Below are 26,453 nucleotides of genomic sequence, written 5' to 3' on the forward strand. Positions count from 1 at the left end.
TCGCTTATCACTATTGATTTCGTTCAATAGATACTATACCAACTCAGTGTTATTCATTCTTTTTAGACGTTTGATATTTACAAGCTTCAAGCAAAGCAACCAAGTGATGACTTAGTCTATTGGTTACCCGCTTCTTTATTAATTCTCACAGCAAAGTCTTGTAGGGCGATACTATCCGACGAAAGTCCAGCGCCAGCGACAGCTTGAGGCATACCATAAACAACACAAGTCGCTTCATCTTGCGCCCATTCCCGTTAAGACAATCGCTAACGTGTCGCCACCATAAGCTTTTGCAACACTTGCAAATGTCACATCAACGCTGGGCTTATAGGTGATCCTTGGACTATCATCTTCGAACACTTTTAGTGTCTTACTACCACCGCGATTTTCAACCAGCATTTGCTTACCACCAGGGGCTAAATAGGCCACACCAGGCATTAATCTATCACCTTGCTCAGCTTCTTTAACTTTAATCTGGCATAAACTATTCAATCTTGCTGCAAACGCAGGTGTAAATGCGGCCGGCATATGCTGGATAAGTAAAATTGGATGAGGAAAGTTTGCTGGCAGCTGGGTCAATATTGTTTGCAGTGCAACGGGTCCACCTGTTGATGTGCCAATTGCAACCAGTCCATATTTTTTACCCGATGCTCTTGCACCTGCAGCACTAGACGTACCACCAGATACCGGTCTTTGAAAACTTCTATCCGGTTGAGGGATCGTTGTTCTTCCTGTGTCAGCACGAGTTGCTCTAGGTTCGACGCGCTTTGGCGGAGTCGCAATGCTAGGGCGAGTAAAACGGCTAACGCGACGGCGGCCAATTTCCTTTACCTTATTTTGTAATGATTTAATTGCTTCTTCGCTATTACGAGCGATGTCTTCAAACTTTTTCGGTAAAAAATCTACAGCGCCCGCATCCAGTGCATCTAACGTAGCACTAGCGCCCTCACGAGTTAACGAAGAAAACATTAAGATTGGGGTCGGAGTGGCCTGCATGATCTGCTTCACCGCACTGATCCCATCAAGCACGGGCATTTCCACGTCCATCGTAATTACGTCTGGACGTAATGAAGCGGCCTTTTCAACCGCCTCCTTTCCATTAACTGCGAAATCTATAACTTTGATTTCACTGTCTTTTTCTAAAATCTCACTGACTCGACGACGAAAAAAACTAGAATCGTCTACGACTAACACTTTAACTGCCATTGGCAACGCTCTTTAATTTGCTCTACAGCAGAGCAACAAATGCTGCTCTAGAATTCGAACTACGCCTAATAAAATTAGGCGTAGTGTTTTAATAAGTTGGGGACATCAAGGATTAGCGCAATACCACCATCAGATGTGATGGTAGCACCAGCCATACCTGGCGTACCTTGTAACAACGCATCTAGTGGTTTGATTACGACTTCCTCTTGACCTATCAGAGAATCAACCACAAAACCGACTTGTTTAGTGCCAATTTGCGCAATGACAACATGGCCTTCAGCCTTTCTCATGCTCCTGTTCGCACCTTTTACCAACCAATGTTCAAGATAAAATAACGGAATTGCTTTTTCTCTCACTATGATAGTCAACTGACCATCAACCACATTCGTTTTAGTCAAATCTAAATGGAAGATCTCGTTCACGCCAGCAAGCGGTAACGCAAACGTTTGCTCTCCGACTACCACCATCAAGGTTGGCAAAATAGCCAGTGTAAGCGGTACCTTAATCTCTAATACAGTACCAACACCCAATTCTGATTGTATATTTACCGAGCCATTCAATTGAGTGATCTTCGTTTTAACAACATCCATCCCAACACCACGACCAGAAATGTCTGAGATTTGTTCTTTTGTTGAAAACCCTGGTGCAAAGATCAAATTATAGGCTTCGGTATCGGACAGTCTGCTTGCTTGATCGGAGTCAATCACGCCTTTATTTATAGCAATTTTTTTAAGCTTCTCAGGATCCATACCGGCGCCATCATCTCGAATCGTGAGAAGAATATGATCTCCCTCCTGAGATGCTGATAATGTGACCGTACCCATTCTTGGTTTGCCCGACGCTTCACGTACGTCAGGCATTTCAATGCCGTGGTCTACTGAGTTTCTCACTAAGTGGACCAATGGATCTGCAAGCGCTTCAACCAAGTTTTTATCTAAATCCGTCTCTTCACCTTGTAAAACTAGGTTGATTTCTTTTTTCAAGCTGCGAGCAAGGTCTCTCACTACTCGAGGAAAGCGACCAAATACCTTTTTGATTGGCTGCATCCGTGTTTTCATCACGGCGCCTTGCAAATCAGCAGTGACTACATCAAGGTTCGAAATAGCTTTACCCATGCTTTCGCTGTTGGTGTTATTCGCTAAGCTAACCAAACGGTTACGAACCAATACTAATTCGCCAACCATATTCATGATTTCATCAAGACGTTTAGTATCAACTCGGACCGTGGTCTCAGCTTGTGCCGCAGGTTTCTTCGCAGCGGCTGGTGTGGAAGCTTTTGCAGCCTCTGGCTCTTTTTGCGGTGCAGGAGTCGCAGGCTTAGCTTCAACTTTAGGCGCAGGCTTCGGAGCGGGTTTCGGCGCTGGTGCGGCTTTAACAGGCTCAGGTTGAGCAGGTTTAGTCTCTGAAACCTCTACTGGCAATTCATCTACCGCTTTAGGTGCACTGCCTTTACCATGAAGCTCGTCCAGCAAAGCTTCAAACTCATCGTCGGTAATTTCTTCGTCGCCAGTAGACCCACTTGGGGCTGCTGGTGAGGTTGATTTAGCCTTAGGTTCACTCGCTTCTGGGACAACAGCATCTTCCGCATTTGGTGCTCCACCGAATTTACCAACACCATGAAGTTCATCTAAGAGGTTATCGAATTCGTCATCGGTGATATCACCATCATCTGCGGTTGATACAGCTTCAGGTTTAGTTGCAGGAGCAACAGCAGGCGCATTACCTGAACCGTGCAATTCATCTAAAAGATTTTCAAATTCTTCTTCTGTTATCTCATCGATGCTAGAACCGCTATCATCGCCTGAATCAACATCAGCGTCGAATAAAATATCATCCGCACTTAAATCTGGCACCACAGGTTCTGGCTCAGAAGCAAGTTCGTCAATCACTTCACTGACTTCGTCTTCAGATGCAGGCTGGCTAAGTTTGTGGAGTGTTTCAAGCAACACTGGATCGGCCGCTTCTGGTTCCTCACGGTTTTGAATACAAGCGAACATTTCGTTGATCGTATCCAAAGATTGCAAAATAACATCCATCAGTTCGGAAGTTACTTTTCGTTGCCCTTGTCGTAGTACATCAAACACGTTCTCCGCACCGTGACAGGCATCGACCAGTTCGGTCATACCGAGGAAGCCAGCTCCACCTTTTACGGTATGGAAGCCACGGAAAATCGCATTGAGAAGTTCTTTATCTTCAGGATTATTTTCTAGTTCAACAAGCTGTTCAGATAACAGTTCTAATATTTCGCCTGCTTCAACAAGAAAGTCCTGCAAGATATCTTCATCGACTTCAAAGCTCATACACACTCTCCAACTAGAAGCCTAAACTAGATAGCAAGTCATCGACTTCGTCTTGACCAGAAACCACGTCATCTCGCGATTCAGCGTCAATAATTGGACCTTCAGGTCCAGACAATTCATCACTGATAGTCTCAGTTGTTTTTATTTCGTTTTCATTCGCTTTCACAGCAGTTGAAGGCGCTTCATCTGAAGTACCAAAAACAGTCAGGAGGTGAATGAGACTATCTTCTACTTCTCTCACAAGCTCAATGACGCGCCGAATAACCTGCCCAGTCAAATCCTGATAGTCCTGAGCCATCAGCACATTAGTCATTAAACCTTGTAATTCGTCTGTACGTGTCTTTGAAGTCTGCATAAAGCTGTCGAGATCATGACACAGAGATTTAAACTCACCGAGTTGAATGTCTCTGCTCATCAATCGATCCCAAGTGGGCTTTATTTGCGCTAACTCATCCGCTAGATTCTGCGCAAGAGGTAAGCTTTCTTCGACCGCGTCCATCGTTTTATTAGCAGCGCTTTCTGTCATTTCCATAACATAATTAAGACGCTGCTTGGCGTCAGGTATAGCCTCTGTCGTGAGATCTGAGAGTCGAGTATCGAGCTCAAAGTTCTTCAAGGACTCGTGTAATTGGCGAGTTAGCTTTCCAACTTCTGCAAATAACTCCGATTGCTCTTTGTTAGCAGCTTCTAAAATCAGCTGGTCAGCTTTTTCTTGTTCACCTTGTTCTAGAAGCTCAACAAGTTGCTTAGCTTGTTCAAGTGTAATTTGAGGCGCAGCATTTACAGACATAGGCCATATCCCCTTGCTGTTAGCCTAGTCGCTCAAATACTTTTTCAAGCTTAGTTTTGAGCGTACCCGCAGTAAACGGCTTAACAATATATCCGTTCACCCCTGCTTGCGCTGCTGCAACAATTTGTTCTTTTTTCGCTTCTGCGGTAACCATCAACACTGGAATGTGCTTAAGCTTTTCATCTGCGCGTATTGCACGAAGCAGATCAATACCTTGCATGCCCGGCATGTTCCAATCAGTTACTACAAAGTCAAACTCCTGATTTTGTAGCATCGGAAGTGCTGTACTACCATCATCAGCTTCTTGAACATTGGTAAAGCCTAAATCTCTTAATAGGTTTTTGATTATTCTTCTCATAGTAGAGAAATCATCAACCACGAGAATCTTCATGTTCTTATCCAAAACTTCCTCCAGTGAGGTTCGAACCCAACTATTTTATGTACTCTAATTTATCCAGTCATTGATTTTAGCTTTAAGCTTTATCATTGCCTGACCGTGAATTTGGCTTACTCGAGATTCACTGACATCAAGGATGGCACCAATCTCTTTTAAATTCATTTCGTCGTTATAGTAAAGTGATAAAACCAGAGCATCCCTTTCGGGTAACGCTTTGATAGCATTTACTAAAGACTCGTTAAAACGTTCATTTTTAACGTTATTAAACGGTTTGTCTAGCGCAAAATCGCTGTTTGCTGGGGTTATCACGTCTTCATCAACCCCAAGATCCTCAATCCCGATGACTTTACTTGCATTTACATCATGTAAAATATGATGGTACTCATCTAGAGATATATCAAGTTTTTCAGCGATTTCAGTGTCTTTTGGTTCTCGACCAAGGAGAGATTCGAGCTCAGATATAGCTTCTGCAACCATTCGGCTATTTTTGTGAACAGAACGAGGCGCCCAGTCACCACGACGGATTTCATCCAGCATTGCGCCTCGAATACGGATCCCCGCAAAGGTCTCGAAACTAGCACCTTTAGTTGCATCGAAATTTTTAGACGCTTCAATCAACCCAATCATACCTGACTGGATCAGATCGTCGAGTTGCACACTTGCCGGAAGTCGAGCAATCAGGTGGCACGCCACTTTTTTGACAAGTGGAGCATGCCGTTCAACCACCTTATGAATGTGGTCTGAAGTTTGATATCCCGCAGCTCTATTGACCGGAGAAGCCATAATCACCCGTTTACAAGTTGTTCAATGAAAAATTCTAGATGACCGGAAGGTTGATGCGGAATTGGCCATTTCACTGCCTTAGCGGCAAGTCCCTTAATCGCAATCGCCGCAGGAGAACTCGGAAATAAATCCACGATAGCTCTTTGTCTGCGAGAAGATTTACGCATGTTTTCGTCAAACGGTACGGTGGCCACTAATTCCAGTGCTACATCAAGAAAACGGTCTGTAACTTTTGAAAGTTTAGCAAATAATTCTTGCCCTTCACGCATACTGCGGACCATATTGGCAACAATTTTAAAACGATAGACCCCATGCTCTCTGCTCAAAACTTTGATCAACGCGTAAGCATCTGTAATAGAAGTCGGTTCATCACACACCACAACCATCACATCTTGTGCAGCTCGAGAGAAGCTCAGAACCATATCTGAGATACCAGCTGCGGTATCAACAATTAATACATCAAATTGCGTGTTAAGCTCGCTAAATGCACGAATAAGTCCTGCATGCTCTGCGGGAGTCAGCTCTACCATACTTTGAGAGCCTGAAGTCGCCGGTACAATTTTAATTCCAGCGGGACCTTCTACGAGAATCTCATCTAGTTCACATTCACCCGACAACACGTGCGACAGGTTTTTTTCTACCCTTAGACCTAACATCACATCACAGTTTGCCAAGCCCAAGTCCGCATCTAAAACGAGAACTCGCTGTCCTTGTTGGCCCATAGCGATGGCAGTATTGAGCGAGACGTTGGTTTTACCCACCCCACCTTTTCCACCGGTCACGGCTATTACTTTTACACCCTGGTTGCTATTTTGACTCATTCTACGCAGGCCACTTGCTTGATCTAAAACTGTGTTAATCATACATTCCTACTGACTCTGACGCTACAGGTACACGTCGAGAGTGCTGTGCTTTTATTCTTTTTAAATACAATTGCTCAGCCTTTTTTACTAGCTTTTGAGCATTTGCTACGCGAATGTCTTCTGGCACTCGCTGACCGTTGGTAAGATACCCTATTGGCAAGCGATTTTGAATCGCTATGCTAATTATCTCACCTAAACTTAGACTTTCATCAAGTTTTGTGAAAATACAGCCACTTAAATTTACTTTTTTGAAGTGTCTTACTGTTTCTTGTAACACATTCATTTGTGCTGTCGCACTTAATACTAAATAGCTGCGAATATCTACTCTCGCGCTACGCATAAGTGTATTTAACTGTTCAGTTAAGCGCAAATCTCTTTGACTCATTCCCGCTGTATCTATTAATACTAGACGCTTATTGCGTAAATGATAAAGCACTTCTGCAAGTTCATTTGCATCTTTAACTTGCTTAACCGGACAACCAATGATTCTACCATAGGTAGCTAACTGCTCGTAAGCGCCAATTCTATAGGTATCTGTCGTTATTAACGCCACTTTATCTGCACCGTATTTTTGTGCACCTAATGCCGCTAATTTTGCAACCGTTGTGGTTTTACCAACACCAGTTGGACCCACCATCGCAAATACTCCACCTTGGCGAAGAATATCATTGTTAGTGGTGTGCATTTGGTTGATCACCATGTTTAACAATGCATTCCAGGCTTCTTTACGAGACACATCATCAGGGATAAAGCATGCCATTTGCTCAGCGACATCTTTGTCTATGCCCATTCCTTCCAGACGGTCAACAAGACACGCACGGGTTGGATCGCGACGAGCCATTTCTTGTTTCATTAGACCAGATACTTGATGTTCAAGTAATTGACGAATAGCGTTCATTTCTTCGCGCATTGCACTCATTTCGTCAGGCTTGGCATTTAACTCGGGTAAATCATCACCAAAACCGTTGTCTAACTCATCCGACTCGCCCCAATTCTGTGGCTGCTCAAATGCATCATCATCAAAGTCAAAAGATTGGCGACGAGCTTGCTGTGGCTTCGCTTGGTGCGCCGGCGCAGCAGTTTGTGTTTTACGTTGGCTGCTTAACATTTGCTCTGTATCAATCCCCGACTGGGAGAACATAGAAGCAAGTTCTGGTGAGCGTGGGCGCGGTGCCTGACGCTCTAGCAATGCCGCTAAGCTATCGGCAACTTGCGCTTGTTTTGCTGGCTGTGCTTGGCGAGGCTCTGGACGGACAAAGCGGGTCGGAGCCTCGTTTGAGGCAGTCGCACGGGCAGCTGGAGCTTGCTTAACAGGTGCAGCGGCACGGTCATTATCAACTGCTGCGACGATTTCAACACCATCTGCTAACTTTTTGTTAGACATAATGACAGCATCTGCACCAAGCTCTTCTTTTACTTCATTTAAAGCCGTACGCATATCTTTTGCGAAGAAACGTTTAATTTTCATGTTACAGCCCCTTTATCCTCTATTGTCCAACCGAGCTCACTATCTTAATTTGTCTTTCTTCCGGCACTTCTTGATATGACATCACTCTAAGACCTGGAATCGTATGTTTAACAAATCGAGACAGCACACTTCTTAACATACCTGAGGTTAATAAGATGGAAGGTTCCCCTAGCATTTCTTGGTTGTGATGTGCTTCTCTTAATGATTCTTGAAGCCTCTCAGCCAAGCCAGGTTCAATACCTGCCCCCTCATCACCTGCGTTCTGAAGTGACTGATGCAACATCTGTTCCAACTCAGGCGCCAATGTTATGACAGGAATTTCTTCTTCGCTTCCAACGGCATCTTGAACAATCAATCTGCGTAATGAAATTCTTACCGCAGCCGTTAACACATCAGGGTCTTGGCTCCGTGGGCCGTACTCAACTAAGGTTTGTACAATCGAGCGCATATCTCGAATCGCAACGCCCTCATTAAGCAGATTTTGAAGCACTTTTACCACGGTAGTGAGTGGTAAAATATCAGGCACTAAGCCTTCAACTAATCTAGGGTGACTTTTCGCAAGCATATCTAATAGGTTTTGTACTTCTTCATGGCCAAGCAATAGTGATGCATTATTCGTCAATAATTGACTGATATGTGTCGCAACCACAGTTGCAGCATCTACTACTGTATAGCCAAGCGAATGCGCCTCATCTTTTTGGTCTGGCTTAATCCATACCGCATCTAGGCCAAATGCAGGATCTTTAGTTTCTATGCCTTTAATCGGCCCAAACACCTGCCCTGGATTAATTGCAAGTTCGTCGCCATGCTTCAACTCACCGGTTCCTGAGCCAACTCCCATTAAAGTAATATTGTATGCATTTGGATCTAGTTCTAGGTTATCGCGAATATGTACTGGCGGTACTAAAAAGCCCAGTTCCTGAGATAGCTTTTTACGCACCCCTTTAATACGACTGAGAAGCTCCCCGCCTTGGGCTTGGTCAACTAGAGGAATTAGGCGATAACCAACCTCTAAACCAATCACATCAACAGGTTGTACATCATCCCAACCAAGCTCTTTTTGATCTTGTTGATGACCTCCTTTGGCAGCAGGTCCTTTGGCAGCTTGTTCTGCCTTTTCGATTTCCGCCTTTTTCTTTTGCTGGCTTGTGTAATAGGCTATATAGCCAAGTAATACGCCTAAACCTAGGAAGGCAACATGTGGCATGCCTGGAACGAGTCCCATGGTGATCAAAATACCTGAAGCAATAGCTAGCGATTTTTCATTACCCAGTTGGCTTTTAAACTGATCGCCCATGTTGTGCGATTCATTTTGACGCGTTACGACAATTGCAGTACCAATTGAGAGTAAAAGAGAAGGAATTTGCGCGACCAGACCGTCACCAATCGTCAGCATGGTATATACTTCCATCGCGTGGCCAAAGCTTAAATCATGCTGGATCATCCCAACGAAAAGGCCACCTATTATATTAATGGCGAGGATCACGATACCTGCAATAGCATCACCTTTAACGAATTTACTTGCACCGTCCATTGACCCATAAAAGTCGGCTTCTCGAGTCACTTCTTCACGACGAGCCCGGGCGTCATCTGCAGAGATAAAACCGGCATTTAAGTCCGCATCAATGGCCATCTGCTTACCCGGCATAGCATCAAGGGTGAAACGCGCAGACACCTCTGAAATACGACCCGCACCTTTGGTAATTACGACAAAGTTAATAATAATAAGGATAAGGAATACAACTAAACCGACGGCGTAGTTGCCACCAATAACAACACTACCAAAGGCTTCGATCACCTTACCTGCCGCATCACCACCATTATGACCTTCAAGTAATACGACGCGAGTACTCGCTACGTTTAATGCCAATCGCATGATAGTCGCGATCAGTAGTACCGCCGGAAACATACCAAATTCGAGTGGCTTCAAGGTATAAACAGTCACCAATAGCACCACTAGTGCCAATGCAATGTTGAAGGAAAATAGAATATCAAGCAAAAAAGGAGGTAACGGTAGAATAACCATGCCAAGTGCTGCAAGCACCAACAATGGAGTACCCACACCTTTAGCATATTCTTTTTTATCTCGATTGAGTTGTTGTAAAACTGCTTTAAATTCCATAACTTAACACAAGCAAAAAATTGACACATAGCAACAAATGCAATATGCGTTCCAATTAATAGCTTATTTTTATGAGGGCAATTTTAATGCTTCAAATCGTCTGGGATTGGTAAATCTCGAGTAAGTGCAACGGGTCTTTTCCCTTTGCCTTTTTGGAAACGATTCAACTGAAATACATAAGCAAGTACCTGTGCAACCGCGGTAAACAATTGTTCAGGGATTTGGTCACCCACTTCAGTGGTGTGGTAAAGCGAACGAGTCAATACGGGTGATTCCACTATCGGCACTTCATTCCCTTTGGCTATTTTTCTAATTTGCATCGCAAGTTCATCAACCCCTTTTGCGATAACAATAGGCGCCCCCGCCCTTTCAGTATCATATTTAAGCGCAACCGAATAGTGAGTAGGGTTGGTCACAACAACATCGGCATCGGGTACATCTTGCATCATACGTCTTTGCGACATTTCTCTTTGTGTTCGGCGGATCCGCGCTTTTATTTGAGGATCACCTTCTGAGTTTTTATATTCATCCTTGACTTCTTGTAGCGTCATTTTAAGCTGTTTATGATGATTATAGCTTTGATAGGGCGCATCAATTGCGGAGATCACAATCATAGTGCAACTAAGCGCTAAAAACATCCACGCAATGATTTCTAACGCATGTTCTATACTCGAAGGGATTTGTTCAATACTCAAGTGTAATATTTCGTTAAAATACATATTGATAAGCAAGATTGCAAAGCCTGCAACTAATACAAACTTAAGAACTGACTTCAATAACTCAATGGCCGCTTGTGGGCCCAACATTCGCTTCAGTCCCTTCATAGGTGACATTTTACTTGCTTTAGGTGCGGCCGCTTGCCAAGAAAAGTTAAAGCCACCGAGTAACGTATTCCCCACTATTCCGGCAATTGCGATAATAAATACGAACATAGCCATTGGGAATAACAGCTCAGCGCCAATATCCCCCCACACAGCAAACATTTTGGTTGTATCGTAGGTTTCATTGCGATTAAGCGACAACATTCGCCCCATCACGTTGTAAAGCGCTTTCCCTATACCAGGACCATACATTAGTAAAGCGATAGCAGAAAACAACAAGACAAACGTAGTCCCCAACTCCTTTGAACGGGCTACCTGGCCTTTACTCCTCGCATCACTTATCTTCTTGGAGGTGGGTTCTTCGGTGCGTTCTTGACCTGAATCTTCTGCCATTTCAAACTCCTATACCGTGCAACCAATTAAGTCGCACATCAGCTCCGTCATTTTGAGCCATTGAAACTCAAATTGAGCTAAGAAGTTACCCAATGTCGCCCAAATAATGGTAAGCCCTGCAACTAAGGTAAAAGCAAACCCTACAGAGAAAATATTCATCTGAGGTGCAGCTCTGGTCATGATCCCAAACGAGATATTGATAACCAACATTGCCGTTAACGGAGCTAACGCAAGAGCAAGAGCCGTAGAAAACATCCAGCCTCCCCAATTAACGATTCTCCAGAAATTATCTACCGCCCACCAATTACCTGCAATGGGAAAGCTTTCGAAGCTATACACTACCATTTGTATCATCATCAGGTGACCGTTATAAACAAAAAACAGTAATGTCGCTAATATTAAATAGAACTGACCAACTGCTGGGACACTTAATCCATTGGCAGGGTCAACAACAGATGCGAAACCAAGACCTGTTTGCATAGCAAGGATTTGACCCGCAATGATAAAAGTATTTAAAAGCAATAGAGAGCCAAAACCAATTGCGACTCCGGTCATCATTTCTTGAATAACAACCAAAATCATCGAAAAGGAGAACAAATCGGTAAACTCTGATTTGGGCAAAACGGGCACCACGGCGAAGGTAACGACCACAGCAAGTGCAAACTTAATTCGGGCAGGTACACTCTGTGCCCCAAGCCCCGCCATTACCATCATCATTGAACTTATCCGCACCAGTGGAAGTAAAAAATCACTTAGCCACTGCATGATTACCGCAAAGGTGAACTCCATGATTAGCCTGCAATTTCAGGGATGCGCATAACCACGAGGTTAAAATAGTCCATCAGTTCTTGAGTTAACCAATGGCCACCAAAAATGAGGGCTAGAATCGTGATAATTAAACGCGGTAAAAAGCTTAATGTTTGTTCATTAATCGATGTTGCTGCTTGAAACACAGCAACAACTAAGCCAACTAGAAGCCCAGGTACTACAATCGCCGCCACCAGCTTGATGACTAAAAACAATGCATCACTTAAGATATCGACAAAGACTTCTGGTTCCACATTACACCCCCAATCCGAAGCTTCTGGCCAGTGTACCCATGACCAAACTCCAACCATCGACGAGCACAAAAAGCATAATCTTAAACGGCAAGGAAACTATCATTGGAGATAACATCATCATACCCATGGCCATCAAGACACTGGCTACGACTAAGTCGACTATCAAAAATGGAATAAAGAACATAAAGCCGATAATAAAAGCCGTTTGCAGCTCAGATGTAACGAAAGCCGGAATAATAACGATAAACGGCGTGTCTTCAGGGCTATCAAGCTTGTCATAACCCGCTATCTTGGCAAAGGTTTCAAGGTCTTTAATTCGAGTTTGTGACAGCATAAAGGCTTTCATCGGTTCTTTAGCACGTTCAAGTGCTTGGATTGACGTGATTTCTTCCTTTATGTACGGCTGCACCGCCTCATCATTTATCTGCGAAAATATGGGTGCCATTATAAATAGCGTCAAAAACAACGATAAACCGAGTAAAATTTGATTCGATGGCGACTGCTGCAGACCAATCGCCTGTCTCAAAATCGCAAGCACAACAATTATTCGAGTAAACGAAGTCATCATGATAACAGCTGCTGGAATAAAACTCAGCGCTGTCATAATGGCGAGTACTTGAAGTGTCACTGAGTACTCTTGAGAGCCATCAGGGTTTGTTGTAACGTTTATTGCTTCTATCCCTTCTGCAGAAGCTACCCCAGAAAACAGTAATAAACAGAGTATCAGCAATCTAATCATGACTTTTCTTATTATGGTTATTGGCTACTTGCCCTTTGCCCGCTAAAAACTTTTGTAACTCATTTGCAAATGGCGTTCTGCTAACATCATCTAACGGTGTTTCCAACTGGTATAAGTAGTTGATATTATTTGGTGTTACTCCAAGCAAGTGCTGCTTTTCATCCAACTCGATAACCAGCAAACGTTCTTTAGTACCGAGCGATATACTGCGGATCACCTTAAAGTCTTTCTGGTTTACAATATTGGGATTTAAACGTTTTAAGACGAACGCTAAGCCTAAAATAAGTAGGATCACCAACATCAGAGACAATCCCAAGGAAAGTAGCTCTGAGCTTAACCCCGCGGTACCTGCCCCTACAGAAGATTTAGGTACTGTCTCTGAGGTTGTTGCAGTGACAGCCCGTGTATAAAAAGCGATGCCAAACACTGCTAAAGACCAACCCCAGCGCATTAACGTAGCTTTTTAATACGCTCAACCTGACTAATAACGTCCGTTAAGCGAATACCAAACTTGTCGTTTACTACAACTACTTCACCATGCGCAATCAATGTGCCATTAACAAGTACATCTAGCGGTTCACCAGCTACTCGATCCAGCTCAACAACAGAGCCCTGATTTAGCTGTAATAAGTTACGAATATTAATTTTAGAGCGGCCAACTTCCATCGAAATGGTAACTGGAATGTCTAAAATGGTATCGAGTTTACGTTTTTCATCTGACGATAATGCAGGCGCTGAATCTTTGAGTTCATCTAACTCTGCAACTTCTGGCTCACTGCCACCTTCGGCACCTTCGGCTTCAGCGAGTGCTGCTGCCCATTCGTCCATAGTATCTTGATCATCGCTCATTGGATTACTACCTGATTAAGTTAATTTGTTGTCCATAATTAGTCTCACGACTTTGCCTATACAAGTCCGCGACTACCAATCTAAATCTACACCTTCAGAAAGATGTAGATCTTCTTCTAATTCTGCCAGTTCAGCATCAGAGTCGAGCTTTTTACCACCTTTGGTAAATACATGAAGCTCAGACTTAACTGATTCTGGACGTTTAATTTTTTCACTGATCTGCAACGCGACATTGTCACGAGAACGGCCCATTTTTGCTCTAAACGTTGGCAATTCTTCAATAAAAACCGTTACATGCTCTGGCATTTCCACAGGAATAACATCACCAGCTTGAAGCTTCATTATTTGCTCAAGCGATAAGTCAACTTCCAGTAACTGGGAAGAAATCTCAACTTCTACATCCATAATCTCATCACGAAGCGCCTTACTCCAACGTAGATCGGTATCTTCAGTATCTGATTGAACACCGGCATCGAGCAATTCTCGAATAGGTTCTAACATAGAGTAAGGCAGTGAAATATGGAAATCGCCCCCTCCACCGTCTAACTCGATGTGAAAAGAGCTAATCACCACCACTTCTGTAGGTGACACAATATTAGCCATCGCTGGGTTCACCTCTGAGTCGAGGTATTCAAACGACACATCCATCACCGGCGCCCAGGCTTCTTTGTAATCTTCAAAGATGATCTTAAGGAGCATCTGCACGATACGACGTTCCGTTGGTGTAAACTCACGCCCCTCGATCTTGGCATGATAACGACCATCCCCACCAAAAAAGTTGTCTACAAGAATAAAGACCAGACGCGCTTCCATGGTTATCAGGCCAGTACCTTTTAGCGGTCTAAAGCGCACCATATTCAAGCTGGTAGGAACGAATAGAGTATGGATATATTCGCCAAATTTCAGCATTTGTACGCCGTTGATAGAGACCTCAGCGGTGCGGCGCATCATGTTGAAAAGGCTGATCCGCATATGGCGGGCAAATCGTTCATTTACGATTTCAAGCGTCGGCATTCGCCCACGCACAATTCTATCTTGAGACGAAAAGTCATACTGTAAGGCACCAGCACCTTCGCCGTCACCACCATCACCGATTTCGTCTTCTTCGACTTCATCTACACCATGGAGTAGCGCATCAATTTCGTCTTGGGATAATAAATCGCTCACAAATACTACCTTATTGCATCACAAAGCCAGTAAACAACACACGCTCGATTACTTTGCTACCTTCAACCCCTTCCATCGCAGCTTGGACTTTATCTAGCGCCGTTAAGCGCAACGTTTCTTTACCTGCACTTGTGCTTAACTCATCAGCAGTAGTCGTTGAAAACACGCTCAGTAAAGTACCTTCAATCAAGGGAATATGCTTCTTTGCTACTTCTTCATTAACATCACCGCGAACCAGCAGCTGAACTTTAATTTGCACAATTCTATCGCGACTAGCACCTGGTACATTAAAAACAAACGGGCGAGGCATAGCAACGTACAGTGCGCTCCCCATTTGCGCAGCGCTACCTTGCTCCGCTTTAACTTCGCTTGCTGTCGTCTCTTCTGCTAAGGATTCTTCTGGTGCGTCTGAGCCTGAAAATAAGAAAAACCCTGCGACACCGCCGAGTATCAATACCGCAGCGGCAATAATGATAATCAGCTTTTTCTTAGAACCACCCGTTTCTTCTATTTCTAAGTCGGTTTCTTCAGCCATAGCAAGCCCTTATGATCTTTATTAATTATAATAATAGCAGGTGTTAGGCATAGTAATCTATTGCAGAATCAGTATTTCTCTTTTGCGGCGATTGCGAATTATCAGAAATCCCCGATTCATCACCTAGAGTTTGCTGTCCACTCGTATTGCCACCAGCAGTTTGCGACTCTGATTCAGTATTTCCACCTTGCTGATGTGATATTTGGCTGTCACCCAGCTCAATACCCTGCTCAGCTAACATTTCTCTTAGTCTTGGAAGTGATTGCTCTAACAATTCTTTAGCTTGCTGATTTTGCACCACAATATTCACTTGGGCCTGCTCTGCATCGCTTTTTATCCGAATTTGCATCGCCCCAAGCTCTGGCGGGTCTAAGCGAATCTCAGCTTCCTTATTGTTAAGGTTTAGCATCAGTCCTACCCGTTGATGCAGCTCTTTAGCGGCATCCTGACGAGCTATGTTAATCGCCTGTTGAAGATTAGCATCTGTTGCTTGCTTTGTCTGTGTTGTGCTTTGGTTTGTTGGCTGAGACTGTTGAATTTGCTGAACTTCTTTCAATGTTTGGTTTAGTGAGCTAGTGTCTTGCGATGCGCTTAAAGGACTTGCTTCAGGCTTGACTGGAGTTGGTATCGCTGTTGCAGCATTAGCCGATTGACGCTCATTTTTAACCGTCTCTTTCGCGATGCTTGCTTCCGCTTGCATCAGCTTACTATTTTCTTTATCAACTATCTTTTCACTTATTTGTTTTTCTAAGTTCTGTTTTTCTGAACTTTGCTTCTCTGCTGCCAACTTTTCATCGCTAGTCAATTTATTTACAGCTATATTTTTTTCAGCACGTTCATCCTCTTTAACTGCCACAGTCTGCTGCTCACTATTGTTAGACTTTTCTTGCGCGCTATTTACATTAAAAGACGCTTGGGTAGTGTTTTTAACATCCGTAGCAGCTTCTTGCGGCGTGTTTGTTGTAGTTTGTGTTACGACAGAGGATGGCACAAATGCTTTAAATTGCTGTGCATTTGCGATATCAACACCTTTACCAATTAATTGAGCTACGGCTTTTTGTACACTTGGTGATGCATCATAAATATCCAGCTTACCAGCTATCACGGCTTTTAATTCTTGTTGTTGCTGTACGGTCAACTTTTCTACCATAGTTTGCACATCTGTAGTGCTTTTAGTACTTACTGCGTTTTTGTCTTTTGCAGTTTGTGCACTAGCCTCAGAGACGGTTTGCTTTGCCTCTGATTGCTTAGCTTCAGATGAGGAAACCGATTGAGCAAGTTCTGATTTCTTAGCAACTAAGAGTTCTTTCAGTTGCGCGGTTTCAGACTCACTTTCAACTTGAGACCCGATTGACTTATTAGCGCTTGTCTCCCGTTTTTCTATGTTTGTATTGGTAACCAAGGCTTGAGTGCTAGTATCCTTTTGTAACTTAGGCTGTAATATTTGCTCTTCAGTTTCTGAACTGTCATTCAATAACGAAGGTTTAGCAACCTCACCTTCTGAGTCTTGGCTGTCCAAAAAAGCTGCCTGCTGTAATAACGAGGTTGGCTTAGTACCGGCGTTTTCAGTTTGGCCTTTCCCCCCTCGACTGAGTTGACTTGCTTCGTCTTGTAGTTGCTCCTGAGACAGTGCACTATCGCTAGCTACAACCTCTTCATCAGCCGAAGAAGCATTGCCCAATGCTTCTTTGACTGATTGCGCAATTGCTGTTGGGATTTGACTTAATGAAGTGCTCTGCTGTTTTGCAGCGTTGATCTGAGCATACAAGTCATTATCAGGGGAATCTGGGAGTGGTTTGTCCACAACTACCTGACCTTTGTCAGTGTAGCTAACAGTAGAAGTTGGTACTTCCCCTTGCTGCTTAGAAGAAGAGGCTTGTGCTTTACTATCAGACTGCGGAGCATCATCTAATGCTACTTCGCTATCTATTGGCACATCCAGATCTGAGGTTACAGGATCTGCAGACTCTTTTACCTGCTTGTTTGCACTCTCTTGTTCAGCTAACTCTGCCATTAAAGCACTAAACCCAGAGCCGCCCTCAGAACCCTCAGCATCCATATCTTGGGATTTTTCTTTAATATCAACCTCGTTACTGCCTCGTTGCAGCATGGATGCAAGCATTAGATTCATCTTAAAGCTACCTCATAAAGTGGCAATGTCCTGCCGTTGTAATACACCGTTAAAAACCAACACTATGAATATTAGTGACTTTTACGAGTGAACTACCTAAATAATAAAACGCTGATTATTACGAAGCATATTTCGAGCCAACTTACCAAGCACGCGCTCTTCGTACAAACTGATTCGTTGCAAACTCATCCAGCATCTTTTGCTCTGCTTTGGCAAGACGAGTTTGCTTCGCAAGGGCTTGCTTCTCGATAAGCTTTTCAATTGCCTTCGTTTTAGCCTGCTGTGCTAGCCATAGCTTGCGGCGTTGTTCAACCACCTGCTTCGCGGTGTTGACCGTTTTTGCTTGCTGATCAATAGCCTGCTCAATCTTATTAATAAAGTTATGGTATTGATTGAAACCGCCACTAGACAGACCAACTTGTGCTTTACTATGAAGCTGCATGCTGTATTCCAGACGGAAATCGTTTAGTCCCGATAACCGTTGTTGGTTTGTTGCTAAGTGCTGCTGCGCTTGAACAAAATTCGCTCGAAGGTTATCTTCTTTGTCTTTTTCTAGCTTAAGCAATAAAGTCAGTTTGTTATTTGCCATTATGCTTGTCCTAGTAGCTTAGCGAGGCCTTGTAAACACTCGTCGTAATTGATCACGTCTTTCATGCCTTGCTGAAGGAAGTTATTCACCGCAGGCATCATATTTATCGCCTGATCTAGCATCTGATCACTGCCACGTTGATAAGCACCTAAGGTGATCATGTCTTTATTTTGCTGGTACATTGAATAGACTTGTTTGAGCACTCTGGCTTGTTGCATGTGTGCCTCTGATACCACTTGAGGCATCACTCGACTAATGGACTTTTCAATATCTATCGCTGGATAATGACCACTATCGGCAAGCTCTCGTGATAATACAATATGACCATCCAAAATAGCTCGGGCAGCATCGGCAATGGGGTCTTGCATATCATCACCTTCACTCAATACCGTAAAAAATGCGGTAATTGAGCCTTGTCCTTCACCACCATTACCTGCGCGCTCAACCAATGCTGGGAGCTTTGCAAACACGGAAGGCGGATACCCTTTTGTGGCTGGCGGCTCGCCTACCGCAAGCGCTATCTCACGCTGTGCCATGGCATAGCGCGTCACTGAATCCAATAACAACAGTACATTTAACCCTTGATCGCGAAAATACTCCGCAATAGTCACAGCACTTTCACAGCCTTTTAAACGCATCAGCGGTGAGGCATCGGCGGGAGCGGCAACCACTACGGAGCGGCGTCTACCCTCAACGCCCAAAATCTCATCGATAAATTCTTTCACCTCACGACCACGTTCACCGACCAAGCCTACGACAATAACATCCGCTTCACTGCCTCGAGTCATCATGCCAAGCAGTACCGATTTACCCACACCACTCCCTGCAAACAGACCCATACGTTGGCCTTGACCTACTGTTACGATCGAATTTATCGCGCGTACACCTACATCCATTGGTGAGTCGATTGGACGCCTTGCAAGCGGGTTAATAGGCGCTGCGGCAAATTTAAGATGTTTCTCAGCGTCAATGGCACCAAGGCCATCTAGTGGCCTACCAAGTCCGTCAACTACGCGGCCAAGTAGACCCATTCCGACAGGCAATCCAGCATCCTTAACTTTTGGGATCACTCGTGCTCCAGGAAGGACACCTGTAATATGATCGTTTGGCATAAGGTAAAGCGTTTCTTGATTAAAACCGATGACTTCTGCATCAATAAAACCGCCCAGCGTCTCGATTTTACATTGACTGCCGACGGGAGCACTTAGCCCCCTAGCTTCAAGGGTGAGGCCAACCACACGGGTGAGGCTGCCTGCAACCGCAACCCCATATGGTTTGATAAATTTCTGATACTTACTGATGCGCTCGCTCATAGCAGCAGATGTCGACATGTTCGCAATTACCTTAGGAAGGCATCGTTATCCTGATTTGATTGCTTCGCTTAATTGGATAACAGTGCAGTATTATTGGTTTATACCGCTATCTTGCAAAAATGATTCCAACACTTCGCTAATACGGTTCTTAAGCGTCATATCAATGGATGACTGTGGCGTTTTCACCTCGCAGCCACCTCTGTCCAACGTCGGCTCTGGAAGTAACTGCCAATGCTGTGATTGTATATGTTCTTCGCCGTACATGGCTTGCACTAAGGCTAAATCTTCTGGATGCAGATGGATGCGTACTGTTTGATCTTTTACAGGCAGCGCGTCCATTGCTTTTTTCAATGCGTTTAAAATGAGTTCAGGCGTGGTTTTGAGTTCTTTAAAAATAACCTGCTCTGCCAATAAATTGACGAGTACTACCAGCTGCTTTTCACACTCATCATCAACCTTTTTCAGTGGCGTTTGCATGCTATCTAAAATAGTGGATAGCGCTTTCATCCTTTCTTCAATGAGAGGTTGTGCTTCCTCAAGTCCCTTTTCTTTACCTATTTCTACGCCTTCTTTATAACCGGCTTCTTTACCTTCAGAAACCCCTTTGTCAAAGCCTTCAATATAGCCCTGTTCATGGCCTTGCTTTATTCCTTCGTCGTAGGCGTCCTGACGGATCTGCTCTAATTCTTCAATGGTCAAAGTAGGAAATTCAGGCTCTTGTGGCTCAGGTTCGGAGTGTGCCTGCTTTTTCGTATACAGCTCTTCAAGCGGTGTACCGAATGCGGTCGAACGACCGCGGAATTTTTCGGGCTTATCCGTAACATCTGGAATGGGCCAGTTTTCTAATAACTCATCCAGCGCTTCGGTGCTGACTGGGCGGCCTTTATACAACTTTTTATCGACCATGGTTTATAGGAACTCCTCACCACCACCGCCACCAAGCATAATTTCGCCTGAGTCAGCCAAACGTCTAGCCGTTGCCAAAATTTCTTTTTGTGCTGCTTCCACTTCACTGATCCGTACTGGAGGCATAGCCTCAAGGTCATCTTGCATCATCTCAGCAGCACGCTTGGACATATTCTTCATAATCTTTTCTTTCAAAGATTCGTCTGCACCTTTTATTGCTTTCATCAGTACATCTTGCTGTACTTCACGCAGAATAGCCTGAATACCTCTGTCTTCTACATCCATCAAGTTTTCAAACACGAACATGAGGTCTTGAATTTGTTGCGACATTTCTTCGTCATGTTCTCGGATTGAATCCATCAACTGACCTTCAATATTGGTATCCAAGTAATTCATGATATCTGCAGCGGCTTTTAAGCCACCCATTTTCGCTGCTTGTGCACCAGCTTGACCAGCGAACTGCTTCTCCATGATCTCGTTTAGTTCTTGTAGTGCCGCAGGTTGCACTTCTTCTAAGTTTGCAATACGCATTGTTAAATCTAAGCGTACTTTCTCAGGAAACTGAGACAAGATTTCAGCGGATTGCTCAGGCTCGAGATAAGACAATACAATCGTCTGGATCTGCGGGTGTTCGTTGCGGATAATATTAGCAACTTGCTTCGAGTCCATCCACTTCAACGAATCCAACCCTTTTGCACCAGAGCCCATAACGATTTGGTCAATAAGACTTGCCGCTTTGTCTTCACCAAGTGCTGCGGTTAGCGCCTTCTTAATAAAATCTTCCGATTGGAAACCAATTGTACTAAAACTTTGAATTTGTTCGATAAACAAATTGTGCACAGCTGCAATTTTAGCCTGAGATAGGTCATCCATGGAGGCCATCGCCATACCGACCTTTTGCACTTGCTTTGGCTCTAAATGTTTTAAAATCTGAGCCGCATCTTCTTCAGTCAAACTAAGCAGTAAGATGGCAGCCTTGTCGACGCCATCTAGCTTGTCAACGTCAAAGGCTGCGGGCAATTGTTTTTGTTCTTGATCAGTCATCTTCTGTCAACCACGCTTTCACAACTTGTGATGAGAGTTCTGGTTCGTTAGCAACTAAGGCACGTACTGCTTTGAGTAAGTCCTCGTCGCCATGTAAGTCTGGCAATTGTAATCTACCGTCAGAAGAGAAGCCAACCGCAGACTCATCGAATTCGTTATTTAGCATATCGAGTGTACTGTCACCTAAATCTACACCACTGGTCAACGCATCTTCATCAAAATCTTCAAGCGTATCATCTGGGTAAATTAGACGCTTAAGCATAGGTCTTACTACCGCTAAGATTAGCACAATGATCACTAAGGTACCTGCTGCAAGACGGATTGTCTTTTGGAACCAATCTTGCTCCCAAAGTGGTATCTCTTGCATTTCAGTGAGGTCTTCACGCACGAATGGTACAGTCACTACCTCTAGTGCATCACCTCGCTGCATATCAAAGCCCACACCACCTTGTAGCAAACGACGGATGTTATTTAACTCTTCTTGCGTACGCGGCGCCATTGCCATGTTACCTTCAGCATCAGGTTTTGCGAGGTAGTCAACGGCCACACTCACACTGATCCGGCGAATAACACCTGTTTGCTGACGTTTATGGCTAATAGTGGTGTCTAATTCATAGTTACGGGTTGCTTCTTTTTGATTACTGCTTGGTGTTGCACTTTGACCATTGCCGCCTTGCCCAGCAACCTCTGGGATATTTGAGTTCACTGGAGGCTGATTAGTCAGCGCACCCGGAATACCGACAGCTAAACCACCAATATTATTTTCTTCATACGTTGTTTCGCTGCGAACCGCAGGTAAATCTGGGTTATAACGTTTTTGCGTTTCTTCAACTGCGCTGAAGTCCATCGTTAAGTCAACCTGCGCGGTAAAGTTACCAAGACCTACAGTTGGGATCAGGATGCTATCAATTTTTTCTAGATATTCTTGTTCACGCTTACGTTCGATTTCATACTCTTTTCTCGAGCGCGCAGCTAAAGAGTCTTGAGAACCAGAGTTGAGTAGACGACCGTTTTGATCGGTGACGGTCACGCGTGAAGGCTCTAAACCTTGTACCGCTGATGCCACAATGTCTACGATTGAATCAACTTCTTCGCCGCCAAGCGTTTTGCCACGTTTAAGGGTAATAACTACGGTTGCAGAGGGCTTTTTCTCGCGACGTGCAAAGACGTTTTCTTTTGGAATTGCAAGCAACACTTTTGCACGGTTTACGTCTTGTAACTCTTCAATTGTTCTCGCAAGTTGTTGCTCACGACTATGTTTTAAGCGCTCTCTTTCAAGACGTTGGCTAACACCAAAACCCATATCCTGCATCAGAATATCAGTGCCAGAACTCGGAGACTGGGTAAAACCGTCACGCGCCATGCGTAGTTTTATGTCTTGATAGTCCGACTCAGCAACTAAAATGGTATTACCATCTAATTGGTATTCAATTTTCTGTTGGTCTAAAAAGTCTAACGTTTCGACGAGTTCTTCTGTTGGGTATTTACCAAGCGGACGCATATCTGGCTGGCGCGCCCAAATGATAATAAAGATTGCGATTGCTAAACAAATAGCAAGGGCAATAACCAGAGTAACCTGGCGCAACATATCAACACCGCTTAGCGCACTGAAGTAGCCTGATTTTTGCTCTTGTTGCTCATCCGATCCGCTGTCATTATTCAGCGCTGCATCGGAAAGCGTAAGATCTGTTGATTGATTAGTAGCCACGATTACTCTCCACAGTCACTCAATTAAACTGGCATGCTCATGATTTCTTTATAGGCCTCAACAAGTTTATTACGAACTTGCACTGTTGCCTCAAAAGCGACCGACGATTTTTGTTTCGCTATCATGGCTTCTGCAAGAGAAACGCTTCTGTCACCCATTTCAACAGCGGTGACTTTTTGTTTCGCTTCTTGTTGTAAGCCATGAACCGTATTAAGTGCGTCTGAGAGTAAATCGCCAAACTGAGCCGATGAAGATGCCGCCGTCTTAACCGGCTGCACTGATGGCTGTGTGTTTCTCGTCGCTTCTGCAGCCATTGCCTGCATTTCTTGAAATAGCGCTGATGATTGTACTTTCATGATGCTTTACTCAAAATAACTCTTAGTTACCTGTAATAAAGCAGAAAACGTGCCAACTTAAAATCGTTAATTTTCAGTATCTTGAAACATTTTTAGTATGTCGAAAAATTGGCAGTGCATAGAAGTAAAAACTAGGCGCCTAAGATCTGCTGATCTTTATAGGCGCCTGAGTAAATTTGTATTAGCAGATAAAGCTTAACCTGAGGTTTGGAAAAGCAATGAGCTAACTCACTCCTTTTAAGCTTAGGTATCTTAGGTTAAGCGGGTAGTGCAATCCCCAAATCTCGCATTTTTGCCAGCTTGTAGCGAAGTGTGCGAGGACTCATACCTAATACCTCCGCCACCTCTTTGCGTTTACCATTAAACTTTGCCAGCGTATCTAAAATAATTTGGTGTTCTTTATCCTGTAGCTCATCTTTATAGCTAATGATCTCATCCTCACCTTGAGATCGCTCCATTAAAGCTGATGCTTCATGATTTACAAGTGGTGCAGACTCAATCAAAGCCATCGGTGAGAAATTTTCGATAAAAATATCATCTTCTTGAATTTCATTACCTTGGAACAAAATCAGGGCACGTTGAATAACGTTGTCTAGCTCCCTTACGTTTCCAGGCCAACTGTGTGAACTGAGCTTACGCTTTGCACTGCTGCTTAATATAGGTGTTGGCTTACCTACTTTTTGCGTATGCCTTACCAACAAATGCTCGGCTAACACTGCGATATCACCCGCTCTGTCCTTCAGTGGCAACCATTCTAGCGGGAAAACATTGAGGCGATAATATAAATCTTCTCTAAATACCCCATCCTCCACCGCTTCTTTTAAATCGCGGTTACTGGTTGCCAACACTCTGACGTCCAGTGAAATGGTTTTTCTACTGCCTAAACGCTCTACTTCCCGCTCTTGTAACACGCGAAGTAATTTTGCTTGTAATCCCAAATCCATCTCTGTGATCTCATCAAGCAAAATCGTTCCCTTTTGTGCTTGCTCAAATTTTCCAGGACACGCCTGAATGGCACCTGTAAATGCCCCCTTCTCGTAACCAAACAGGGTCGCTTCGAGCATATTTTCTGGGATTGCAGCGCAGTTAATTGCGATAAAGGGCTCATCTGCTCTGTCGGATTTATCGTGAATATAGCGAGCTAACACTTCTTTACCTGAACCGCTCGGTCCAAGTACCATAACGCTGGCATCTGACTTAGCTACTTTTGCAGCCAGTTCAAGTAGTTTAATACTCTTTGGATCGGCAACAATGGGGCCATCTGTCTCTTTTTCCTTCTCAGGTAGATAACGTCCAACCATATTGAGCAATACTTCAGGCGCAAATGGCTTAGCCATATAGTCGATGGCACCCAATCTCATCGCCTCAACCGCATCATCAATGGTCGCGTATGCCGTCATCATCAATACCGGTAATTCGGGATAGTTGAGTTTAATGGTCTTTAACAAGTCAAGCCCACTCATGGCACCCATTTGCACGTCACTCACCACCAAAGAAAAGGTTTCTTGCTTGAGCAATAAAACGGCTTGTTCCGCACAACTTGCTTCTACGCACTCGATATTTGAAAGCTGCAATGTATCAATGAGTGCTTCTCTTAAACCAGCATCATCTTCAACAACTAAAACTCTGTTACTCATAGTTCCTCCGCCTCAATTAGTGGTAGTACCAAGCTAAAACGCGCACCCTTACCTTCAATATTGTCTGCCTGTGCAAACCCTTTGTGTGCGTTAGCGACCGAATTAACCACCGCAAGTCCTAACCCAGTCCCCTGCGACTTAGTTGTAAAAAATGGTTCAAACAACTTGTCGACTAAGGTTTCATCAATACCAGGACCATTATCAACAACTGAGATACGTACATACTCGCCACACGGCTCGCGCTCTGCATTAAGTTCAATATGTGCCGCACTGCCAATTATTTGAATACTGTTGTGGATCAGGTTTTGGATCGCACTTGCAAGCGCAGTGCGATTACCTAATATTTCGATATCTGGCTCAGGTAAAAATGCTTCCAACTTTGCTTGGTTAAGCTCAACCATAGCGTCAGCACCCGCTTTAACTTCACTCAATAACTGTTGCATTGACACTCGCTCAACCACTTGTTGTTCACCGCTTTTAGCAAACAGCAGCATGTCATTAACTTGGCTTTCTAAGTCTTTTAACCGAGACATCAACTTATCGTGAAACTTTTCTCGAGAAGCCGGAGGAAGATTAGCTGCACCTAGATTTGCACCATATAACATCGCAGCCGATAACGGCGTACGCACTTGATGCGCCAATGAAGCAACCATTTTTCCCAACGCACTTAACCTTTGCATATGCGCAACACGACTTTGGAGTCGGCGCGTTTCGGTAAGATCTGTCATCAAAATGAGTTGCCCAGGTTCCGGTGTTAGCGCGGTTATATCTAACTTAATTCTTCTGCCATCTTTAAGAGAGACTTCATGACCATCGTCCTGCTGTGGTCGAAATGAACGCTGAATAACGCTAAACCACTTTTCACCTTCGAGTGGTTCACCCAACATATCCATCGCGATTTGATTTGCCTTGGCAATCATACCTTGACCATCAAGTACCACGACACCCGCAGGCATAGTATCAACAAGATGGCTTAACCAACTCGCCTGCTGCCTAAGGTCGCTAAGCTCACCAACGTAGGCTTCTTGCAGCAAACAGGGATTGTAGCGATTCGTCGTTGGTACAAATTGTGGATTAATAACATGTGCTAATGCCATTTTTCCGCTCTCTTAAAAATAAACTCAATGGATAAAAGCAAAAAACGATCCAACTTTATATTCCTTTTAAAACATAGAGTTATATAACACTTAACAATATCAATTTATTGACACTGTTTTTATATACAGCATTGTGATAGAGTTTTTGAAAGCCAAATGTGATGCCGCAATGAGTAGT

General features: G+C 44.0%; 24 protein-coding genes and 1 pseudogene. All 25 read right to left on the reverse strand.

The features are described 5' to 3' along the window. Positions 1-116 precede the first annotated feature (116 nt). Positions 117-1,206: pseudogene (locus A587_RS24080) on the reverse strand (protein-glutamate methylesterase/protein-glutamine glutaminase). Positions 1,207-1,280: 74 nt separating this feature from the next. Beyond that, a complete protein-coding gene (locus tag A587_RS0113590; protein ID WP_017218035.1) occupies positions 1,281-3,506 on the reverse strand; it encodes a chemotaxis protein CheA in 2,226 nt (741 codons plus the stop codon). Positions 3,507-3,519: 13 nt separating this feature from the next. Next, positions 3,520-4,296, reverse strand: coding sequence for a protein phosphatase CheZ (locus A587_RS0113595; RefSeq protein ID WP_010369103.1), 777 nt, complete (start codon positions 4,294-4,296; stop codon positions 3,520-3,522). 19 nt (positions 4,297-4,315) lie between these two features. Then, positions 4,316-4,699, reverse strand: coding sequence for a chemotaxis response regulator CheY (gene cheY / locus A587_RS0113600; RefSeq protein ID WP_010369104.1), 384 nt, complete (start codon positions 4,697-4,699; stop codon positions 4,316-4,318). A gap of 42 nt (positions 4,700-4,741) precedes the next feature. Then, entirely contained in the window at positions 4,742-5,476 is a 735-nt protein-coding gene (locus A587_RS0113605) for an RNA polymerase sigma factor FliA (protein WP_010369105.1), read from the reverse strand. A gap of 2 nt (positions 5,477-5,478) precedes the next feature. Beyond that, positions 5,479-6,339, reverse strand: coding sequence for a MinD/ParA family protein (locus tag A587_RS0113610; RefSeq protein WP_010369106.1), 861 nt, complete (start codon positions 6,337-6,339; stop codon positions 5,479-5,481). Then, the gene (gene flhF / locus A587_RS0113615; RefSeq protein WP_017218036.1) at positions 6,332-7,807 is read right to left on the reverse strand and encodes a flagellar biosynthesis protein FlhF; all 1,476 of its coding nucleotides are present in this window, start codon (positions 7,805-7,807) and stop codon (positions 6,332-6,334) included. The genes A587_RS0113610 and flhF overlap by 8 nt, the downstream gene beginning before the upstream one ends. Before the next feature lie 19 nt (positions 7,808-7,826). After that, the gene (gene flhA / locus A587_RS0113620; RefSeq protein WP_010369109.1) at positions 7,827-9,929 is read right to left on the reverse strand and encodes a flagellar biosynthesis protein FlhA; all 2,103 of its coding nucleotides are present in this window, start codon (positions 9,927-9,929) and stop codon (positions 7,827-7,829) included. Positions 9,930-10,012: 83 nt separating this feature from the next. Further along, on the reverse strand, positions 10,013-11,143 hold the full coding sequence (gene flhB / locus A587_RS0113625; protein WP_010369112.1) for a flagellar biosynthesis protein FlhB: 1,131 nt from the start codon (positions 11,141-11,143) through the stop codon (positions 10,013-10,015). A 9-nt stretch (positions 11,144-11,152) separates the two neighbouring features. Continuing rightward, the gene (gene fliR, locus A587_RS0113630; RefSeq protein WP_010369114.1) at positions 11,153-11,932 is read right to left on the reverse strand and encodes a flagellar biosynthetic protein FliR; all 780 of its coding nucleotides are present in this window, start codon (positions 11,930-11,932) and stop codon (positions 11,153-11,155) included. A 2-nt stretch (positions 11,933-11,934) separates the two neighbouring features. Further along, a complete protein-coding gene (gene fliQ, locus A587_RS0113635) occupies positions 11,935-12,204 on the reverse strand; it encodes a flagellar biosynthesis protein FliQ (RefSeq protein WP_010369116.1) in 270 nt (89 codons plus the stop codon). Position 12,205: 1 nt separating this feature from the next. After that, positions 12,206-12,943, reverse strand: a complete 738-nt coding sequence (gene fliP, locus A587_RS0113640) for a flagellar type III secretion system pore protein FliP (RefSeq protein WP_010369122.1) — start codon at positions 12,941-12,943, stop codon at positions 12,206-12,208. Beyond that, complete coding sequence (gene fliO / locus A587_RS0113645; protein WP_017218037.1) at positions 12,936-13,394, reverse strand: flagellar biosynthetic protein FliO; 459 nt, start codon at positions 13,392-13,394, stop codon at positions 12,936-12,938. The genes fliP and fliO overlap by 8 nt, the downstream gene beginning before the upstream one ends. Then, positions 13,394-13,792 carry a flagellar motor switch protein FliN gene (gene fliN, locus A587_RS0113650; protein ID WP_010369124.1) on the reverse strand — a complete coding sequence of 133 codons (399 nt, stop codon included), beginning with the start codon at positions 13,790-13,792 and terminating at the stop codon, positions 13,394-13,396. Before fliN ends, fliO begins: the two co-directional genes overlap by 1 nt. 72 nt (positions 13,793-13,864) lie before the next feature. Continuing rightward, the gene (gene fliM / locus A587_RS0113655) at positions 13,865-14,959 is read right to left on the reverse strand and encodes a flagellar motor switch protein FliM (RefSeq protein ID WP_010369125.1); all 1,095 of its coding nucleotides are present in this window, start codon (positions 14,957-14,959) and stop codon (positions 13,865-13,867) included. Between the two features lie 10 nt (positions 14,960-14,969). Next, a complete protein-coding gene (gene fliL, locus A587_RS0113660; RefSeq protein WP_010369126.1) occupies positions 14,970-15,494 on the reverse strand; it encodes a flagellar basal body-associated protein FliL in 525 nt (174 codons plus the stop codon). Between the two features lie 43 nt (positions 15,495-15,537). Continuing rightward, positions 15,538-17,625, reverse strand: a complete 2,088-nt coding sequence (locus tag A587_RS0113665) for a flagellar hook-length control protein FliK (protein ID WP_017218038.1) — start codon at positions 17,623-17,625, stop codon at positions 15,538-15,540. Between the two features lie 142 nt (positions 17,626-17,767). After that, on the reverse strand, positions 17,768-18,214 hold the full coding sequence (gene fliJ, locus A587_RS0113670; RefSeq protein WP_017218039.1) for a flagellar export protein FliJ: 447 nt from the start codon (positions 18,212-18,214) through the stop codon (positions 17,768-17,770). Next, on the reverse strand, positions 18,214-19,545 hold the full coding sequence (gene fliI / locus A587_RS0113675; RefSeq protein ID WP_017218040.1) for a flagellar protein export ATPase FliI: 1,332 nt from the start codon (positions 19,543-19,545) through the stop codon (positions 18,214-18,216). The genes fliJ and fliI overlap by 1 nt, the downstream gene beginning before the upstream one ends. A 72-nt stretch (positions 19,546-19,617) precedes the next feature. Beyond that, positions 19,618-20,433 carry a flagellar assembly protein FliH gene (fliH, locus tag A587_RS0113680; protein WP_017218041.1) on the reverse strand — a complete coding sequence of 272 codons (816 nt, stop codon included), beginning with the start codon at positions 20,431-20,433 and terminating at the stop codon, positions 19,618-19,620. A 3-nt stretch (positions 20,434-20,436) separates the two neighbouring features. After that, complete coding sequence (fliG, locus tag A587_RS0113685) at positions 20,437-21,477, reverse strand: flagellar motor switch protein FliG (RefSeq protein ID WP_010369151.1); 1,041 nt, start codon at positions 21,475-21,477, stop codon at positions 20,437-20,439. Continuing rightward, entirely contained in the window at positions 21,470-23,188 is a 1,719-nt protein-coding gene (gene fliF, locus A587_RS0113690; RefSeq protein ID WP_086009238.1) for a flagellar basal-body MS-ring/collar protein FliF, read from the reverse strand. Before fliF ends, fliG begins: the two co-directional genes overlap by 8 nt. A 20-nt stretch (positions 23,189-23,208) precedes the next feature. After that, entirely contained in the window at positions 23,209-23,541 is a 333-nt protein-coding gene (gene fliE, locus A587_RS0113695; protein WP_010369155.1) for a flagellar hook-basal body complex protein FliE, read from the reverse strand. 257 nt (positions 23,542-23,798) lie between these two features. Further along, the gene (locus A587_RS0113700) at positions 23,799-25,178 is read right to left on the reverse strand and encodes a sigma-54-dependent transcriptional regulator (protein ID WP_017218043.1); all 1,380 of its coding nucleotides are present in this window, start codon (positions 25,176-25,178) and stop codon (positions 23,799-23,801) included. Then, positions 25,175-26,275 (reverse strand): sensor histidine kinase, encoded by a 1,101-nt coding sequence (locus tag A587_RS0113705; protein ID WP_017218044.1) that lies wholly within the window; start codon positions 26,273-26,275, stop codon positions 25,175-25,177. Before A587_RS0113705 ends, A587_RS0113700 begins: the two co-directional genes overlap by 4 nt. Positions 26,276-26,453 lie beyond the last annotated feature (178 nt).

The organism is Pseudoalteromonas sp. NJ631 (genome assembly GCF_000276645.1).
GTDB lineage: Bacteria > Pseudomonadota > Gammaproteobacteria > Enterobacterales > Alteromonadaceae > Pseudoalteromonas > Pseudoalteromonas piscicida.

Excerpts from the sequence above, each read along its gene's own strand:
- A587_RS0113590 (WP_017218035.1), bottom strand. The coding sequence starts at position 3,506 with ATGAGCTTTGAAGTCGATGAAGATATCTTGCAGGACTTTCTTGTTGAA.
- A587_RS0113595 (WP_010369103.1), bottom strand. The coding sequence starts at position 4,296 with ATGTCTGTAAATGCTGCGCCTCAAATTACACTTGAACAAGCTAAGCAA.
- A587_RS0113605 (WP_010369105.1), bottom strand. The coding sequence starts at position 5,476 with ATGGCTTCTCCGGTCAATAGAGCTGCGGGATATCAAACTTCAGACCAC.
- A587_RS0113610 (WP_010369106.1), bottom strand. The coding sequence starts at position 6,339 with ATGATTAACACAGTTTTAGATCAAGCAAGTGGCCTGCGTAGAATGAGT.
- flhF (WP_017218036.1), bottom strand. The coding sequence starts at position 7,807 with ATGAAAATTAAACGTTTCTTCGCAAAAGATATGCGTACGGCTTTAAAT.
- flhA (WP_010369109.1), bottom strand. The coding sequence starts at position 9,929 with ATGGAATTTAAAGCAGTTTTACAACAACTCAATCGAGATAAAAAAGAA.
- flhB (WP_010369112.1), bottom strand. The coding sequence starts at position 11,143 with ATGGCAGAAGATTCAGGTCAAGAACGCACCGAAGAACCCACCTCCAAG.
- fliR (WP_010369114.1), bottom strand. The coding sequence starts at position 11,932 with ATGGAGTTCACCTTTGCGGTAATCATGCAGTGGCTAAGTGATTTTTTA.
- fliP (WP_010369122.1), bottom strand. The coding sequence starts at position 12,943 with ATGATTAGATTGCTGATACTCTGTTTATTACTGTTTTCTGGGGTAGCT.
- fliO (WP_017218037.1), bottom strand. The coding sequence starts at position 13,394 with ATGCGCTGGGGTTGGTCTTTAGCAGTGTTTGGCATCGCTTTTTATACA.
- fliN (WP_010369124.1), bottom strand. The coding sequence starts at position 13,792 with ATGAGCGATGATCAAGATACTATGGACGAATGGGCAGCAGCACTCGCT.
- fliL (WP_010369126.1), bottom strand. The coding sequence starts at position 15,494 with ATGGCTGAAGAAACCGACTTAGAAATAGAAGAAACGGGTGGTTCTAAG.
- A587_RS0113665 (WP_017218038.1), bottom strand. The coding sequence starts at position 17,625 with ATGAATCTAATGCTTGCATCCATGCTGCAACGAGGCAGTAACGAGGTT.
- fliJ (WP_017218039.1), bottom strand. The coding sequence starts at position 18,214 with ATGGCAAATAACAAACTGACTTTATTGCTTAAGCTAGAAAAAGACAAA.
- fliI (WP_017218040.1), bottom strand. The coding sequence starts at position 19,545 with ATGTCGACATCTGCTGCTATGAGCGAGCGCATCAGTAAGTATCAGAAA.
- fliH (WP_017218041.1), bottom strand. The coding sequence starts at position 20,433 with ATGGTCGATAAAAAGTTGTATAAAGGCCGCCCAGTCAGCACCGAAGCG.
- fliG (WP_010369151.1), bottom strand. The coding sequence starts at position 21,477 with ATGACTGATCAAGAACAAAAACAATTGCCCGCAGCCTTTGACGTTGAC.
- fliE (WP_010369155.1), bottom strand. The coding sequence starts at position 23,541 with ATGAAAGTACAATCATCAGCGCTATTTCAAGAAATGCAGGCAATGGCT.
- A587_RS0113700 (WP_017218043.1), bottom strand. The coding sequence starts at position 25,178 with ATGAGTAACAGAGTTTTAGTTGTTGAAGATGATGCTGGTTTAAGAGAA.
- A587_RS0113705 (WP_017218044.1), bottom strand. The coding sequence starts at position 26,275 with ATGGCATTAGCACATGTTATTAATCCACAATTTGTACCAACGACGAAT.